The organism is Kluyvera fluvialis (assembly GCF_059725275.1).
The window spans coordinates 554,369-570,168 of record NZ_AP046142.1 but is presented as its reverse complement, the minus strand read 5'-3'; the positions used below and the strand labels follow the sequence as shown (position 1 = coordinate 570,168).

18 protein-coding genes and 1 tRNA gene are annotated in these 15,800 nt (G+C 52.3%); 4 read left to right on the top strand and 15 right to left on the bottom strand.

The features are described from left to right. Window positions 1–104 precede the first annotated feature (104 nt). The 6 genes from AC6I4B_RS02800 to rlmE form a co-directional block, all read right to left on the bottom strand. Window positions 105–191: transfer RNA gene (locus tag AC6I4B_RS02800), tRNA-Leu, on the bottom strand. Between the two features lie 13 nt (window positions 192–204). Then, window positions 205–537, bottom strand: coding sequence for a preprotein translocase subunit SecG (gene secG, locus AC6I4B_RS02795; protein ID WP_497769444.1), 333 nt, complete (start codon window positions 535–537; stop codon window positions 205–207). Between the two features lie 225 nt (window positions 538–762). Continuing rightward, window positions 763–2,100, bottom strand: a complete 1,338-nt coding sequence (glmM, locus tag AC6I4B_RS02790; protein ID WP_497769443.1) for a phosphoglucosamine mutase — start codon at window positions 2,098–2,100, stop codon at window positions 763–765. Further along, window positions 2,093–2,941: a dihydropteroate synthase gene (gene folP, locus AC6I4B_RS02785; RefSeq protein WP_497769441.1), complete on the bottom strand. Its 849-nt coding sequence runs from the start codon at window positions 2,939–2,941 to the stop codon at window positions 2,093–2,095. The genes glmM and folP overlap by 8 nt, the downstream gene beginning before the upstream one ends. Before the next feature lie 94 nt (window positions 2,942–3,035). Then, complete coding sequence (ftsH, locus tag AC6I4B_RS02780; protein ID WP_497769440.1) at window positions 3,036–4,970, bottom strand: ATP-dependent zinc metalloprotease FtsH; 1,935 nt, start codon at window positions 4,968–4,970, stop codon at window positions 3,036–3,038. A 100-nt stretch (window positions 4,971–5,070) separates the two neighbouring features. Continuing rightward, on the bottom strand, window positions 5,071–5,700 hold the full coding sequence (rlmE, locus tag AC6I4B_RS02775; protein WP_123651659.1) for a 23S rRNA (uridine(2552)-2'-O)-methyltransferase RlmE: 630 nt from the start codon (window positions 5,698–5,700) through the stop codon (window positions 5,071–5,073). A gap of 126 nt (window positions 5,701–5,826) precedes the next feature. Between rlmE and yhbY the strand changes: the two genes are divergently transcribed. Then, window positions 5,827–6,120, top strand: coding sequence for a ribosome assembly RNA-binding protein YhbY (yhbY, locus tag AC6I4B_RS02770; RefSeq protein WP_497769438.1), 294 nt, complete (start codon window positions 5,827–5,829; stop codon window positions 6,118–6,120). 154 nt (window positions 6,121–6,274) lie between these two features. On the opposite strand, the gene greA is transcribed toward yhbY, so the two are convergent. Next, the gene (gene greA / locus AC6I4B_RS02765) at window positions 6,275–6,751 is read right to left on the bottom strand and encodes a transcription elongation factor GreA (protein ID WP_497769437.1); all 477 of its coding nucleotides are present in this window, start codon (window positions 6,749–6,751) and stop codon (window positions 6,275–6,277) included. 245 nt (window positions 6,752–6,996) lie between these two features. On the opposite strand from greA, the gene dacB reads away from it, so the two are divergent. Then, window positions 6,997–8,430: a serine-type D-Ala-D-Ala carboxypeptidase gene (dacB, locus tag AC6I4B_RS02760; RefSeq protein WP_497769435.1), complete on the top strand. Its 1,434-nt coding sequence runs from the start codon at window positions 6,997–6,999 to the stop codon at window positions 8,428–8,430. A gap of 130 nt (window positions 8,431–8,560) precedes the next feature. On the opposite strand, the gene cgtA is transcribed toward dacB, so the two are convergent. The 4 genes from cgtA to rplU form a co-directional block, all read right to left on the bottom strand. After that, entirely contained in the window at window positions 8,561–9,739 is a 1,179-nt protein-coding gene (cgtA, locus tag AC6I4B_RS02755) for an Obg family GTPase CgtA (RefSeq protein ID WP_497769434.1), read from the bottom strand. A gap of 15 nt (window positions 9,740–9,754) precedes the next feature. Then, entirely contained in the window at window positions 9,755–10,720 is a 966-nt protein-coding gene (locus AC6I4B_RS02750) for a DMT family transporter (RefSeq protein WP_497769432.1), read from the bottom strand. A gap of 98 nt (window positions 10,721–10,818) precedes the next feature. Continuing rightward, window positions 10,819–11,076 (bottom strand): 50S ribosomal protein L27, encoded by a 258-nt coding sequence (rpmA, locus tag AC6I4B_RS02745; RefSeq protein ID WP_497769430.1) that lies wholly within the window; start codon window positions 11,074–11,076, stop codon window positions 10,819–10,821. Between the two features lie 19 nt (window positions 11,077–11,095). After that, window positions 11,096–11,407, bottom strand: coding sequence for a 50S ribosomal protein L21 (gene rplU / locus AC6I4B_RS02740; RefSeq protein ID WP_000271401.1), 312 nt, complete (start codon window positions 11,405–11,407; stop codon window positions 11,096–11,098). A 256-nt stretch (window positions 11,408–11,663) separates the two neighbouring features. Here rplU and ispB point away from each other — a divergent pair, with 256 nt between their 5' ends. Together ispB and sfsB are read left to right on the top strand one after the other, a co-directional pair. Further along, window positions 11,664–12,635 carry an octaprenyl diphosphate synthase gene (ispB, locus tag AC6I4B_RS02735; protein WP_497769393.1) on the top strand — a complete coding sequence of 324 codons (972 nt, stop codon included), beginning with the start codon at window positions 11,664–11,666 and terminating at the stop codon, window positions 12,633–12,635. Window positions 12,636–12,824: 189 nt separating this feature from the next. Continuing rightward, window positions 12,825–13,097 (top strand): DNA-binding transcriptional regulator SfsB, encoded by a 273-nt coding sequence (sfsB, locus tag AC6I4B_RS02730; RefSeq protein WP_497769392.1) that lies wholly within the window; start codon window positions 12,825–12,827, stop codon window positions 13,095–13,097. Between the two features lie 52 nt (window positions 13,098–13,149). Here the strand turns inward: sfsB and murA are convergent, their stop codons facing one another. The 4 genes from murA to mlaC all read right to left on the bottom strand — a co-directional run bounded on the left by murA (window position 13,150) and on the right by mlaC (window position 15,792). Next, on the bottom strand, window positions 13,150–14,409 hold the full coding sequence (gene murA, locus AC6I4B_RS02725) for a UDP-N-acetylglucosamine 1-carboxyvinyltransferase (protein WP_497769391.1): 1,260 nt from the start codon (window positions 14,407–14,409) through the stop codon (window positions 13,150–13,152). Window positions 14,410–14,474: 65 nt separating this feature from the next. Beyond that, complete coding sequence (ibaG, locus tag AC6I4B_RS02720; protein WP_497769390.1) at window positions 14,475–14,729, bottom strand: BolA family iron metabolism protein IbaG; 255 nt, start codon at window positions 14,727–14,729, stop codon at window positions 14,475–14,477. 137 nt (window positions 14,730–14,866) lie between these two features. Continuing rightward, window positions 14,867–15,157, bottom strand: coding sequence for a lipid asymmetry maintenance protein MlaB (gene mlaB, locus AC6I4B_RS02715; protein ID WP_497769388.1), 291 nt, complete (start codon window positions 15,155–15,157; stop codon window positions 14,867–14,869). After that, window positions 15,157–15,792 (bottom strand): phospholipid-binding protein MlaC, encoded by a 636-nt coding sequence (gene mlaC, locus AC6I4B_RS02710; RefSeq protein ID WP_497769387.1) that lies wholly within the window; start codon window positions 15,790–15,792, stop codon window positions 15,157–15,159. The genes mlaB and mlaC overlap by 1 nt, the downstream gene beginning before the upstream one ends. Window positions 15,793–15,800: the final 8 nt, after the last annotated feature.

The following is a 15,800-nucleotide window of genomic DNA, read 5'->3' as shown; positions in this document are numbered from 1 at the left end:
GGATGGCGGCATAAATGCCTTATCCGGCCAATGACCTTACCCGATCGACACATTTTCTACAGACGAAAAAAAAGACGCTTTTCAGCGTCTTTCTTTCGGAATATTGGTACTGAGGATGGGACTCGAACCCACAAGCCCGTTAGGGCACTACCACCTCAAGGTAGCGTGTCTACCAATTCCACCACCTCAGCACAGATACTACTATTAGTGTGGGATATCGCTAGTCGGCTGCGCCGGAGTCGCTGGCTGAGTCTGCTCGGATTTCGCCGGTGCAGTCAGATTTTCCCACTCGCTTCCTTTGGTCGTCTTGTTACTGTTGATGTTGCCCAGTACCAGACTGATGATGAAGAACAGCGTCGCAAACACAGCGGTCATGCGGGTCATGAAGTTACCAGAACCACTAGAACCAAACAGTGTAGCGGAAGCGCCTGCTCCGAAGGAGGCTCCCATATCAGCGCCTTTACCTTGCTGTAGCATAACGAGAACCACAAGGCCAATCGCCACAATAAGGAAAACAACTAAAAGAGCTTCGTACATAATCAACCTGTTCCTTGCGGGGACACCGCGTACCAAGTGCTTCGACCAATAAAGTGGGATGCTTATATTTCCCACTTAAGCGGGTGTGAATACTAACCAAAGCGAATCACCTTCGCAAGGGCAATTTCCATACATTGTATCAACTGCGGAAAAAAACAGCAAAACCACGAATCGTCATTAATAAAAAGGCGGCAAGCGCCGCCTTTTTAGTCACTTAGCGTGGCGTTATACTGCTTTTACAGCATCGGCAATCCGATGGGCAAATTCGGTAACCTGTGCTTCGTCTTCGCCTTCCACCATCACGCGAATCAACGGCTCAGTACCTGATTTACGCAGCAGTACGCGCCCGGAGTTACCCAGTGCAGCCTCGACTTCCGCCATAACGGCTTTCACCGTTTCATTTGCTAGCGGATCGCCACTGCCAGCGGTGTAGCGCACATTCACCAGAATCTGCGGGAACATTTTCATGCCACTGCACAGATCATGCAGGCTCATATGGTTACGCACCATCGCCGCCACAACTTGTAAGCCCGCAACGATACCATCACCAGTGGTGGTTTTATCCAGCAGGATAACGTGCCCGGAGTTTTCCGCACCGATACGCCAGCCTTTCTCCTGCATTTTTTCCAGCACGTAGCGGTCGCCCACTTTCGCGCGAGTAAACGGAATGCCCAGCTGTTTGAGCGCAACTTCAAGCCCCATGTTGCTCATCAGCGTCCCTACCGCGCCACCGCGCAGTTGACCCTGACGCAACGCTTCACGGGCAATGATGTAAAGGATCTGGTCACCATCGACTTTATTACCTTCGTGGTCAACCATAATCACGCGGTCGCCGTCGCCATCCAGCGCGATACCAACATCGGCTTTTTCAGCCAGTACACGCGCCTGTAGCGCACGCACATCGGTAGCGCCAACTTCTTCGTTAATATTGACACCGTCCGGCTCGCAGCCAATAGCGATAACATTCGCACCCAGCTCACGCAGCACGTTCGGCGCGATGTGGTAGGTTGCGCCATTGGCACAATCAACCACAATTTTCAGCTCGTTAAGGCTCAGCTCGTTCGGGAACGTGCCTTTGCAAAACTCGATATAACGACCCGCCGCATCAACAATACGGCTCGCTTTACCCAGCTCGGCGGAGTCAACGCAGGTGATCTCTTTTTCCATTTCCGCTTCGATAGCTTCTTCAACTTCATCCGGCAGTTTGGTGCCGTCGATAGAGAAGAACTTGATGCCGTTGTCGTAAAACGGGTTATGCGATGCGGAGATAACGATACCGGCTTCAGCGCGGAAAGTGCGCGTCAGGTAAGCCACTGCTGGTGTTGGCATTGGGCCCGTAAACGAGGCCGACAGCCCTGCTGCAGCCAGACCGGCTTCCAAAGCCGACTCCAGCATATAGCCCGAAATACGGGTGTCTTTGCCGATAATGATTTTGCGCGAGCCGTGGCTTGCCAGTACTTTGCCTGCCGCCCAGCCGAGCTTCAGGACAAAATCAGGGGTAATTGGCGCATCGCCTACACGACCACGAATCCCATCGGTACCAAAATACTTGCGATTACTCATAACGTTTATTTCCCTTCGCAGACAAGGTGGCTTCAACCACGCGCATCGCTTCAACAGTTTCTTTAACATCATGGACGCGAATAATATGCGCGCCCTGCATGGCTGCAATTACCGCACACGCCAGACTGCCGCTGAGTCGTTCAGACGGTCCTACGTTCAGCAACTGACCAATCATCGATTTCCGCGACATCCCGACAAACAGCGGTAGCCCAAAATGATGAAATTCTGCCAGGCGAGCCAATAATGCATAGTTATGGGAGAGATTTTTACCGAAACCGAACCCAGGGTCGAGTAACAATTTGTCTTTTGAGATTCCTGCCCGTTCACAGCGCGCAATCTGTTCAACAAAGTAGCGATTCACTTCCGCAAAGACATCGTCATACTTTGGCGCATCCTGCATAGTTTTCGGGTTGCCCTGCATATGCATCAATGAAACCGGCAGCCCGGTTTCTGCCGCCGCTTCCAGCGCACCCGGCTCGCTCAATGATCGGATGTCGTTAATGATATGCGCACCCGCGCGAGCCGATTCTCGAATCACTTCCGGCTTGGAGGTATCAACAGAAATCCAGACTTCAAAGCGCTGGGCGATGGCTTCAACCACGGGAATAACGCGCTCCAGTTCCTCTTCAACGCTAACATCCAGCGCGCCAGGTCGCGTAGATTCGCCGCCAACATCGACAATCGTCGCCCCAGCGTTAATCATCAGGTTCGCATGTTTCACCGCCTCAACCAGCGTGTTATGTGTACCGCCATCGGAAAAAGAGTCTGGCGTAACGTTGAGTATCCCCATAACGTGCGGATGGGAGAGATCCAGGATTGAGCCCTGGGCGGTGAGTTTCATAGCGATTCCTTTTTGTTATGCGTTTTTGAATAGAAAAAACCCCGGAGCAAGCCCCAGGGTTTTAGGTGAAGCACAGTCTTCCACGAGGGAGAACTTATTTGTCGCCCAGTTGCTCTGACATGGTGCCAGAGTCCGGTGCACGTGGTTCATCAACTGGACGCGGCGCACTTGGTTTGCCAGTGCTGCCAGAGTTATTGTTGGATGAACCAGGTTCTTCCCAACCCGCTGGCGGACGCACTTCGCGGCGAGCCATCAGGTCGTCAATCTGCGGTGCATCGATGGTTTCATATTTCATGAGCGCATCTTTCATTGCATGCAGAATATCCATGTTGTCGTTCAGGAGCTGACGCGCACGGCCGTAGTTACGTTCGATAAGCGCTTTCACTTCCTGGTCGATGATACGTGCTGTTTCATCAGACATGTGTTTCGCTTTGGCGACAGAACGCCCCAGGAACACTTCACCCTCTTCCTCTGCGTAAAGCAGCGGGCCGAGTTTGTCGGAGAAGCCCCATTGGGTCACCATGTTACGCGCCAGGTTAGTCGCAACTTTAATATCGTTCGACGCACCGGTGGAAACATGTTCTGCACCGTAGATAAGTTCTTCAGCCAGACGACCACCGTACAGGGTCGAGATCTGGCTTTCCAGCTTCTGACGGCTGGCGCTAATCGCGTCGCCTTCAGGCAGGAAGAACGTCACACCCAGCGCACGACCACGTGGGATAATCGTCACTTTATGCACCGGATCGTGTTCCGGCACCAGGCGACCGATAATCGCGTGGCCAGCTTCGTGATACGCGGTAGACTCTTTCTGCGCTTCCGTCATCACCATGGAGCGACGTTCCGCACCCATCATGATTTTGTCTTTCGCTTTCTCGAACTCAACCATTGAGACAACACGTTTGTTACCACGCGCTGCAAACAGTGCCGCTTCGTTCACCAGGTTCGCCAGGTCTGCACCGGAGAAGCCAGGAGTACCACGAGCGATGATGGCTGCATCAATATCTGGAGACAGCGGTACGCGACGCATGTGCACTTTCAGAATCTGTTCACGACCACGTACGTCCGGCAGACCAACCACAACCTGACGGTCGAAACGGCCAGGACGCAGCAGCGCTGGGTCAAGTACGTCAGGACGGTTAGTCGCAGCGATAACGATGATACCTTCGTTACCTTCGAAACCATCCATCTCAACCAACATCTGGTTCAGCGTCTGTTCACGTTCATCGTGACCACCGCCCAGACCCGCGCCACGTTGGCGGCCTACGGCGTCGATTTCATCGATGAAGATGATGCACGGAGCCGCTTTCTTGGCTTGTTCGAACATATCACGCACACGAGATGCACCGACACCGACGAACATTTCCACGAAGTCAGAACCGGAAATCGTAAAGAACGGCACTTTAGCTTCGCCAGCGATAGCCTTCGCCAGCAGCGTTTTACCGGTACCCGGAGGGCCGACCATCAGGACGCCTTTCGGAATTTTACCGCCCAATTTCTGGAAACGGCTCGGTTCACGCAGGTATTCAACCAGTTCCGCCACTTCTTCTTTTGCTTCGTCGCAACCAGCAACATCAGCAAAAGTGGTTTTAATCTGGTCTTCCGTCAACATGCGCGCTTTGCTCTTACCGAACGACATGGCACCTTTGCCACCGCCGCCCTGCATTTGACGCATGAAGAAGATCCAGACACCGATCAGCAGCAGCATCGGGAACCAGGAAATGAAGATAGAAGCCAGCAGGCTTGGCTCTTCAGGCGGCTCGCCAACCACTTTGACGTTTTTCGTCAGCAGGTTGTCAAGCAGCTTCGGATCGTTAACCGGGATGTAAGTCGTGTAACGGTTACTATCTTTCTTGGTAACGTTGATCTCACGTCCGTTGATACGCGCTTCGCGAACCTGGTCGTTATTGACCTCTTGCAGGAAGGTAGAATAATCCACCTTATGGCTGTTCGATTCGCTGGGCCCAAAGCTCTGGAATACTGACATCAGCACAACGGCAATGACCAGCCAGAGTATTAGGTTTTTCGCCATGTCACTCAAGGGATTAACCTCTTATTACAACTGTGTTAAAAACAGCGTCAGGATACTCTATATCCAGCGTCTTTCAAACTTTCGTTTGAAAAAGCACCGTCTATGATTTTCGCCCGGTCGCTACAATGTACACTTCACGCGAACGTGCACGCGAAGAGTCCGGCTTACGAACTTTAACCTTCGTAAACAGGGAGCGAATTTCCCTTAGATACTCATCGAAGCCTTCGCCCTGGAACACTTTCACTACAAAATTACCGCCTGGCGCCAGCACATCACGAGCCATTTCGAGCGCCAGTTCCACCAAGTACATGGCCCGGGGAATATCAACCGCCGGTGTTCCGCTCATGTTTGGTGCCATATCGGACATGACAACTTGTACTTTACTGTCACCTACGCGTTCCAGTAATGCCTTCATGACGAGTTCATCACGAAAATCGCCCTGAAGGAAGTCCACACCAACGATTGGATCCATAGGTAAAAGATCGCAAGCAATGATGCGGCCTTTGCCACCAATCTGCGTGACCACGTACTGTGACCAGCCTCCTGGAGCGGCACCGAGGTCAACAACCGTCATCCCCGGCTTAAAAAGTTTGTCACTTTGCTGTATTTCATCAAGTTTAAACCAGGCACGGGAACGTAACCCTTTTTTCTGTGCCTCTTGAACATATTTATCGCTAAAGTGTTCCTGAAGCCAGCGGCTTGAACTGGCAGAACGCTTTTTACCTGTCATTTAACATTCCCATCGGGGCAGTTCATCGTAACCTTTTGGCGTAAATATCTACGCGCCATTTGGCGATATATGGGAGATGGCGGTAGAATGACCCGTTTTCAATCCCAAGGTAAGCAAAAATATACGATGAATCTGAGTACTAAACAAAAACAGCACCTAAAAGGTCTGGCACATCCGCTCAAGCCGGTAGTAATGCTTGGCAACAATGGTTTGACCGAAGGGGTACTGGCCGAGATTGAACAAGCGTTAGAGCACCATGAGCTTATCAAGGTGAAAGTCGCCTCGGAAGACAGGGAGACTAAAGCCTTGATCGTGGACGCTATCGTGCGTGAAACCGGTGCCTGTAACGTACAGGTCATCGGTAAAATGCTGGTGCTTTATCGCCCTGGTAAAGAACGCAAAATCTCGTTGCCACGTTAAGAATATCCTAATTTTTGACACAACATTGTGTTAAATGAGGGATTTTCTTCTCGAGGGCTAGCAACATGCCACGCTCTTATGCTTGATAAAAGGCCGCTATGCGGCCTTTTTCTTATCTTTACACTCACTCAACATTTTCAGTGTTGAACAAATATTACAGATAATCCACTTTGATGATTTCGAACTCAACTTCACCGCCTGGCGTGCGGATGGTCACGACATCATCCTGCTCTTTGCCAATCAGGCCGCGTGCGATTGGCGAGTTCACAGAAATCAGGTTCTGTTTGAAATCCGCCTCGTCATCGCCCACGATGCGATAAGTCTGTTCTTCGTCGTTATCCAGGTTCAATACTTTCACGGTCGCACCGAAAATCACACGCCCATTGTTAGGGATCTTGGTGATATCAATAACCTGCGCATTAGACAGCTTCGCCTCGATATCTTTGATACGCCCTTCACAGAAACCCTGCTGTTCACGTGCCGCGTGATACTCAGCGTTTTCTTTCAGGTCGCCGTGTTCGCGCGCTTCAGCGATCGATGCGATGATTTCAGGACGACGTACGGATTTCAGAAAATCCAGTTCTTCACGCAGTTTTTCTGCACCACGAAGGGTCATCGGAATAGCTTGCATTGTTATACCTCTTGAACATTCCTGTTGGGAGTACTTCACCCACTCCGGCCGCTAAGCCCGCCTGGGTCGCTATCAACACCAGGCCAGAAGCAAAAGAAAACCGACCCGGGTACAAAGCCCCAGGTCAGCAGTAATTTTTCATTTGATACGTATTTTACCGCGAAGTTCACTACGGGTCATCGTTTACTTTACAGGGCGTTGCGCCGTAGTATGACGGCTCGTTTCCAGGTTGTTAGCGCGAGATTATGCGATTTTCCAGATTTATCATCGGATTGACCACCAGTATAGCGTTTAGCGTTCAAGCCGCGAATGTTGATGAATATATCAATCAGCTTCCTGCTGGGGCCAACCTCGCGCTTTTGGTGCAGAAAGTGGGCGCACCTGCGCCACTGATCGATTACCACGGCCAACAGATGGCTCTGCCAGCCAGTACCCAAAAGGTACTCACTGCACTGGCGGCCTTGCTCCAACTCGGCCCGGATTTTCGCTTTACCACCACGTTGGAAAGCAAAGGCAGCGTGGATAACGGGACGCTCAAAGGCGACCTTATTGCACGATTTGGCGGCGATCCGACGCTAAAACGTCAGGATATTCGTAATATGGTGGCGGCGCTGAAAAAAGCGGGCGTGCAGAGTATCGACGGCAACGTGCTTATTGATACCTCCATTTTTGCCAGCCACGATAAAGCCCCTGGCTGGCCGTGGAACGATATGACGCAGTGCTTTAGCGCCCCTCCGGCGGCGGCCATTATTGACCGTAACTGTTTCTCTATTTCGCTCTACAGCGCCCAGAAAGCCAATGATTTGGCGTTTATCCGCATCGCGTCTTACTATCCGGTGACGATGTTTAGCCAGGTGCGCACATTAGCCAAAGGCTCACCAGAGGCACAATATTGTGAACTGGACGTCGTACCGGGTGACCTGAACCGTTATACGCTTACCGGCTGCCTACCGCAGCGCTCAGATCCGCTACCGCTGGCGTTCGCCATTCAGGACGGCGCGAGCTATGCCGGGGCGATTATCAAAGATGAGCTTAAGCAAGCGGGTATCACCTACAGCGGCACATTGCTGCGCCAAACGCTGGTCAACGAACCGGGAACGGTGATTGCCAGTAAGCAATCCGCACCATTGCACGACCTGCTCAAAATCATGCTGAAAAAATCAGACAACATGATAGCCGATACCGTATTCCGCATGATTGGTCATGCGCGCTTTGGCGTTCCGGGAACCTGGCGGGCGGGTTCCGATGCCGTACGGCAGATCCTGCGCCAGCAGGCAGGCGTGAATTTAGGCAATACGATTATCGCTGATGGTTCTGGCCTGTCGCGACATAACCTGATTGCTCCTGCCACCATGATGCAGGCATTACAGTACATCGCACAGCACGATAACGAGCTGGATTTTATCTCTATGCTGCCGCTTGCCGGTCACGATGGTTCGCTGCAATACCGCGCGGGTCTGCATCAGGCCGGGGTCGATGGCAAAGTATCGGCGAAAACCGGTTCACTACAGGGCGTCTACAACCTGGCAGGCTTTATCACCACCGCCAGCGGGCAGCGGATGGCTTTTGTGCAATATCTTTCCGGCTATGCCGTGGAGCCGGCTGACCAGCGCAATCGTCGTATTCCGCTAGTGCGCTTTGAGAGTCGGTTGTACAAAGATATTTATCAGAACAACTGAGAGTGATGTTGCCGGATGGCGCTTGCGCGTATCCGGCCTATAACACACATAACAAAACGGGCCGCAAATGCAGCCCGTTTTATATTGTTGCCCGGATAAAACGCGTTAGCGTCGCCATCCGGCTTCAGGATTAACGTTTGTAAATGAACTCGACACCTTCTTCGTCGTCTTCATCCCAGTCGTCATCCCAATCTTCGTCGTCTTCCGCTTCTGCGGCGACTTCGTCAAGCTGCTGGCGATGATAGTCATCCCACATGAACTCAACTTTTTCTGGCTGTTTCGCATCTTCAGCCTGAACAATTGGGTTCTCGATGATAAAGTTCATCACATCCCAGCACAGATCTTTCACGCCAATCTGGCTTGCCGCAGAGATCAGGTAGTACTTGCCTTCCCAACCCATTGCTTCAGCGATCGCTTTCGCTTTTTCTTCAGCGGCGGCTTTATCCATGGTGTCAATTTTGTTGAACACCAACCAACGTGGTTTACCGGCCAGTTTATCGCTGTATTTTTCCAGCTCGCCAATGATGATGCGCGCGTTTTCCGCCGGATCGGAACCGTCAATCGGGTCGATATCGATAATGTGCAGCAGTACGCGGCAACGCTCAAGGTGTTTCAGAAAGCGAATACCTAAGCCAGCGCCTTCCGATGCCCCTTCAATCAGACCTGGGATATCGGCAACCACAAAGCTCTTCTCGTTATCGACACGCACTACGCCCAGGCTTGGAACCAATGTGGTAAACGGATAGTCTGCCACTTTCGGTTTTGCCGCAGAAACGGCGCGGATAAAGGTGGATTTACCGGCGTTCGGCATCCCCAGCATCCCAACGTCCGCCAACAGCATCAGTTCAAGCTGAAGGTCACGTTTGTCGCCCGGCGTACCCATCGTTTTTTGACGCGGAGTACGGTTCACAGACGATTTAAAACGGGTGTTACCCAGACCGTGCCAACCGCCCTTCGCCACCATCAGACGCTGACCGTGTTTGGTCATGTCGCCCATGGTTTCGCCAGTACCCTGGTCGATAACTCGTGTACCAACCGGCACTTTGATAGTCACATCTTTACCGCGTTTACCGGTGCAGTCGCGGCTTGCGCCGTTCTGACCACGCTCAGCGCGGAAGGACTTCTCGAAACGGTAGTCAATCAGGGTGTTCAGGTTCTCGTCGGCTTCCATCCATACGTCACCACCATCACCACCGTCGCCGCCGTCTGGGCCGCCTCTCGGAATATATTTTTCACGGCGGAAGCTAACGCAACCATTACCGCCATCACCTGCTACGACCAGGATCGTTGCTTCATCAACAAACTTCATTTTACTCTCCGTAAATCATTCGCCTGCGCGGGGTAACGGAACAACCGCTTCACGCTTACGCCACCGCCCCCAAAGACGATGACCAATGGCGGAATACATCGCGCCCGCAACCACGACAAACGCACCGAGGTAACCTAAAAGGTTCAACATCGGTCTGGCGAAGAAATCGGGCCAGGCCATTGATAATAGATCTGAAAATAACAATGTAAACAAGGGAGTAAGCGTCACCAGCGCGCTTACCTGTGCCGCCTGCCAGCGCGCCATGGCTTCCGCCAGCGCCCCATAACCGACCAATGTGTTCAGACCACAGAAGATCAGGCAGGCTAGCTGCCAGTCGCTCAGTTGCCCAATCACTTCAGGCTTTGCTAACGGCAGCAGTGCAATCGTACATAAAGTGTACAGCAAAAAAAGGATCTGCTGTGAGGCCAGACGCCGCAATAACACCTTTTGCGCGACACCGTAACTCACCCAGACCGTTGCCGCCCCAACACCGAAGATAACGCCCCAGGTGTAGTCAGTCAGGCGGGTAAATATCTCAATCAAACTGGTGTTAAAAAACATCAGTAAGCCGCAGATAAGCATGATAGCGCCGACTACCTGCGTGCCACGCATCTTCTCTTTAAGGATGAAAACGCTGGCAATCATCATGCCGACAGGTGAAAGTTGACCAATCACCTGCGATGCCGTTGGGCTAACGTACTGAAGCGATGAACTAAACAGCACGAAGTTACCGAACAGCCCCCCAGTGGCAATCAGTAAGAGCACCAGCCAACGGGGGTTACGAAAAATCTGTACCGGAGGCAGTTTACGCTTCCACAACAGAATGACGCCAAGGCCACAGCCCGCCATTAAGAACCGATAGAACACAATGGTAGGCGGTTCCATCACTTCCAGAACCTGTTTCATGGCAATAGGTAACGCCCCCCAGCAGACCGCTGTAGTGAGCGCCAATATAATGCCGATGCCCGCCTGCTGCTTCATACCGGATGACCTACCTGGACGGTGTTTACCTGGCGTCGAATGTAAAAAGCCCCGCAACACGTTGCGGGGCTTTTATCCGTTACCGGGACGCGAATAACTTATTCAGCAACGATGCTGATAAATTTACGGTTATTCGGACCTTTAACTTCAAATTTCACTTTACCGTCTGCTTTAGCAAACAGAGTGTGGTCTTTGCCGCAACCAACGTTGGTGCCAGCGTGGAATTTAGTACCACGTTGACGAACGATGATGCTACCAGCCAGAACTGTTTCGCCGCCAAAGCGTTTTACGCCCAGACGTTTAGCTTCTGAATCGCGACCGTTACGAGTCGAGCCGCCAGCCTTTTTATGTGCCATTTAATCTGCTCCCCTTAACTTAAGCGCTGATGCCAGTAATTTTCACATCAGTGAACCACTGACGATGGCCCTGCTGCTTACGGTAGTGTTTACGACGACGAAACTTAACAATTTTAACTTTCTCGCCACGACCGTGAGCAACAACTTCAGCTTTGATAACGCCGCCATCAACGAAAGGAACGCCGATTTTGACTTCTTCACCGTTTGCGATCATCAGAACTTCAGCGAACTCAACAGTTTCGCCAGTTGCGATGTCCAGCTTTTCCAGGCGAACGGTCTGACCTTCGCTTACTCGGTGTTGTTTACCACCACTTTGGAAAACCGCGTACATATAAACTCCGCTTCCGCGCACATCTTCGTGTGATTCAGAGTGCGCTATAAATATTCACAATAGGGCGCGAATATTACGCAAAACACGAGCCTTTGACAAGTGCTAGCATCAATAGACGCAGAAAAAAAATACAACGTACACGGCAACGTTTATCTGAGCCGTTTTTTCAGTACAATCAGACTTACAACGCTAACGTATAACCTTCGTTATCCCATATGGATAAGTGGTAAACAGGACATTAAGCCCGGCTTTTGCGATGAATTTACAAAAAATCAATGAGTTAACCGCGCAGGATATGGCGGGTGTCAATGCGACGATTCTTGAGCAGCTCAACTCGGACGTCCAGTTGATCAACCAGCTTGGCTATTACATCGTCAGCGGCGGTGGGAAACGGATTCGTCCAATGATCGCCGTTTTGGCGGCCCGCGCCGTTGGCTATCAGGGAAATGCCCATGTCACCATCGCTGCGCTGATCGAATTTATTCATACCGCGACGCTGCTGCACGATGACGTGGTGGATGAGTCGGATATGCGTCGCGGCAAGGCGACGGCAAATGCGGCTTTTGGCAACGCTGCCAGCGTACTGGTGGGCGATTTCATCTACACCCGTGCATTTCAGATGATGACCAGCCTCGGCTCGCTGAAAGTGCTGGCAGTAATGTCTGAAGCGGTGAACGTGATAGCTGAAGGCGAAGTGCTTCAGTTGATGAACGTCAATGACCCGGATATCACTGAAGAAAACTACATGCGGGTAATTTACAGCAAAACCGCGCGCCTGTTTGAAGCCGCAGCCCAGTGCTCTGGCCTGCTCGCAGACTGTACGCCTGAGCAGGAAAAAGGGTTGCAGGATTATGGTCGCTATCTGGGTACGGCTTTCCAGCTAATTGACGATTTACTCGACTACAGCGCTGATGGCGAAACGCTGGGTAAAAACGTCGGTGATGACCTCAACGAAGGCAAACCAACATTGCCGCTGCTTCATGCGATGCGTAACGGTACGCCAGAGCAAACGCAACTGATTCGGAGCGCGATTGAGCAAGGCAACGGCCGCCATCTGCTGGAACCGGTGCTCGAAGCCATGGCGGCCTGCGGCTCGCTGGAGTGGACGCGTCAGCGCGCCGAGGAAGAAGCCGACAAAGCGATTGCCGCCCTGGCTCCGCTGCCGGATTCACAATGGCGTGACGCCCTCATCGGCCTCGCCCATATCGCCGTTCAGCGCGATCGTTAATCCCTTCCCGCGCGGCCCTGCGCGGGAAAGTTCTTAAAAATTCTTTTTCGCGGCTTTTTACGCCTAAAAATTGACGTTTTCCTAATTTAGAAAAACTTACATGAACCTTTTAGAATATTGATGAAAAGAGGGGTAAAGTACGTTCTTCACTCAATCTGACGATTTAAACACCGCTCTCAGGGAGGAAGTATGGAGAACTTTATCGACTGGCATCCGGCAGACATTATCGCCGGGCTGCGCAAAAAAGGCACATCAATGGCCGCAGAGTCGCGTAAAAATGGCCTTAGCTCATCCACACTAGCCAATGTCCTTTCGCGCTCCTGGCCGAAGGGAGAAATGATTATTGCCAGGGTGCTTGAAACGGAGCCATGGATTATCTGGCCGTCACGCTATCACGACCCGCTAACGCATGAATTTATTGATAGAACGCGGGCGATACGCCAGCCAAGAAAGGATAAATAACGCGATTAACCACCCTCCAGGCGAACTGGAGGGCGTTTTTAACGGCAGACGATTACTCGCCTTTGATACGCTCGATATTAGCGCCTAACGCACGCAGTTTATCTTCAATGCGCTCATAGCCGCGATCGATGTGATAGATACGGTCAACAACGGTCGTACCCTGTGCGATACAGCCAGCCAGCACGAGGCTTGCAGATGCGCGCAGGTCGGTTGCCATTACCTGAGCACCGGACAGTTTCTCAACGCCGTGGCAAATCGCGGTATTGCTTTCAATTTCCGCACGTGCGCCCATACGAATCAGTTCCGGGATATGCATGAAGCGGTTCTCAAACACCGTTTCAGTGATCACACCCGTGCCTTCCGCGACCAGGTTCAGCAGCGTGAACTGTGCTTGCATGTCGGTCGGGAACGCCGGATGCGGAGCCGTACGTACATTCACCGCTTTCGGGCGCTTGCCGTGCATATCCAGGCTAACCCAATCGCTACCGACTTCGATATCCGCACCAGCTTCGCGCAGCTTCGCCAGCACCGCATCCAGCGTATCCGGCTGGGCATTGCGGCAGACAATTTTGCCGCCAGAGATTGCGGCTGCCACCAGGAAAGTACCGGTTTCGATACGGTCTGGCAGAACGCGGTAAACACCGCCGCCCAGACGCTTCACGCCTTCGATGGTAATGCGATCGGTCCCCTGACCTGTCACTTTCGCGCCCATCGCGTTGAGGAAGTTCGCCGTGTCCACAATTTCCGGCTCGCGCGCGGCGTTTTCAATGACGGTAGTCCCTTCCGCAAGCGTTGCGGCGGTCATGATAGTCACGGTCGCGCCGACGCTGACCATGTCCATAACGATATGCGCGCCTTTCAGGCGACCATTGACGGATGCTTTCACGTAGCCTTCTTCCAGCTTGATTTCAGCACCCAGCTGCTCAAGACCGGAGATGTGCAGATCGACCGGACGCGCACCAATAGTGCAGCCGCCAGGCAGAGAAACCTGCCCCTGACCAAAACGCGCCACCAATGGGCCAAGTGCCCAGATAGAAGCACGCATGGTTTTCACCAGCTCGTAAGGTGCACAGAATACGTTTACCGGACCTGCGTCAACCCATACCGAACCGTTACGTTCAACCTTCGCACCCAACTGGCTCAGCAGCTTCATGGAAGTATCAACGTCTTTCAGCTTCGGTACGTTCTGGATTTCAACCGGGTCTTCAGCCAGCAAAGCAGCAAACAGAATCGGAAGAGCCGCGTTTTTAGCGCCGCTAATCGTCACTTCGCCCTGAAGGCGGGTTGGCCCCTGCACACGAAATTTATCCATCAAATCTAATCTCTGTTAAGTATTCACATTCGTCACTGGAGAAGTGGATTCACCTCTCCCTTGACTCAAAAACCGTTGAGTTTGCGATCGCGTGCCCATTCTTGCGGGGTATACGCTTTGATCGACAGGGCATGGATGCGGTTGTCCGCAATGTATTCCATCAGCGGGGCATAGATAGTCTGCTGCTTCTTAACCCGGCTCATGCCATCAAACATCTCACCCACGGCAATCACCTGGAAGTGGCTGCCATCGCCAGAAACGAGAACTTCCTGAAGGGAGAGTGCATTCATCAGCACGGTCTGAATTTCATTATTTTCCATAGGTTCGCATTTCAGTTGAGAGTGAAAACAGCCCCACATCTTAGAGGAAAGTGGCGCAGTCTTAAACAAGCAAAAAGCCCCATCATCGAGATTGATAGGGCTTGATTCATAGCGAGAACAATAACGCACTGAAATTTTTAAGGGATCATCTCTTCAGGGAGATTATATAAACCTTTCAGTGTGGCGAGTTTTTCACTGACGCCCTCAAGGCGTACCGTCCGGCCCTGAGAACGAATCAGGTCAGTCAAATGAATCAACAGCGCCAGCCCGGCCGTGTCAACGCGGCTCAGGCCATTGAGGTCGATAACCGAGACGCCTTGCGTGGCATCGTTTCTGGCATCCCACAGGGGAACCAGAAAGTCTTGATCCAGTTCACCGTGCAGCGCCAGGCGCTCGCCGTCGCGCGTCCAGCTTAGCTGTTCGCTCATTATTTTTTCTGATCCAAAGTGATCGGCTGCGCTGAGATGGATTTCAGCTGCGCGGTCAGGCCGTCGATACCTTTGGTACGCAGCAGGTCGCTCCACTCGTTCTGTTTGGTGGTGATCATGCTAACCCCTTCCGCAATCATGTCGTACGCCTGCCAGTTGCCGGTTTGGGTATTTTTACGCCACTGGAAATCCAGGCGTACCGGTGGGCGGCCATTCGGGTCAATAATTGTCACGCGGATAGGCACGATAGTCGCGTCGCCCAACGGTTTTTCAGGGGCAATCTGGTAAGTCTGACCGTGATACATCGCCAGCGCCTGACCGTAAGCTTGTTTCAGGTATTCGCGAAAAGCTGCGAAGTAAGCATCACGCTGCGCTGGGGTGGCATCTTTATAGTAACGGCCCAGAACCAGCGCACCGGCGTATTTTACCTGCACATACGGCAGCAGTTCCTGGTCAACCACATCACGCAGATAGTTCGGGTTAGAACGAATTTTGGGCTGTTCATTCTTCAGGCGATCGAAGGTTTTCTGTGCCGCTTCGTCCATCAGCTTGTAAGGGTTAGATTGGTCTGCCGCTGTCGCTGCCGTTAACGGGGCAATCACCAGCATGGCGACCATCAGTAAACGTTTAAACATGTCGAGTA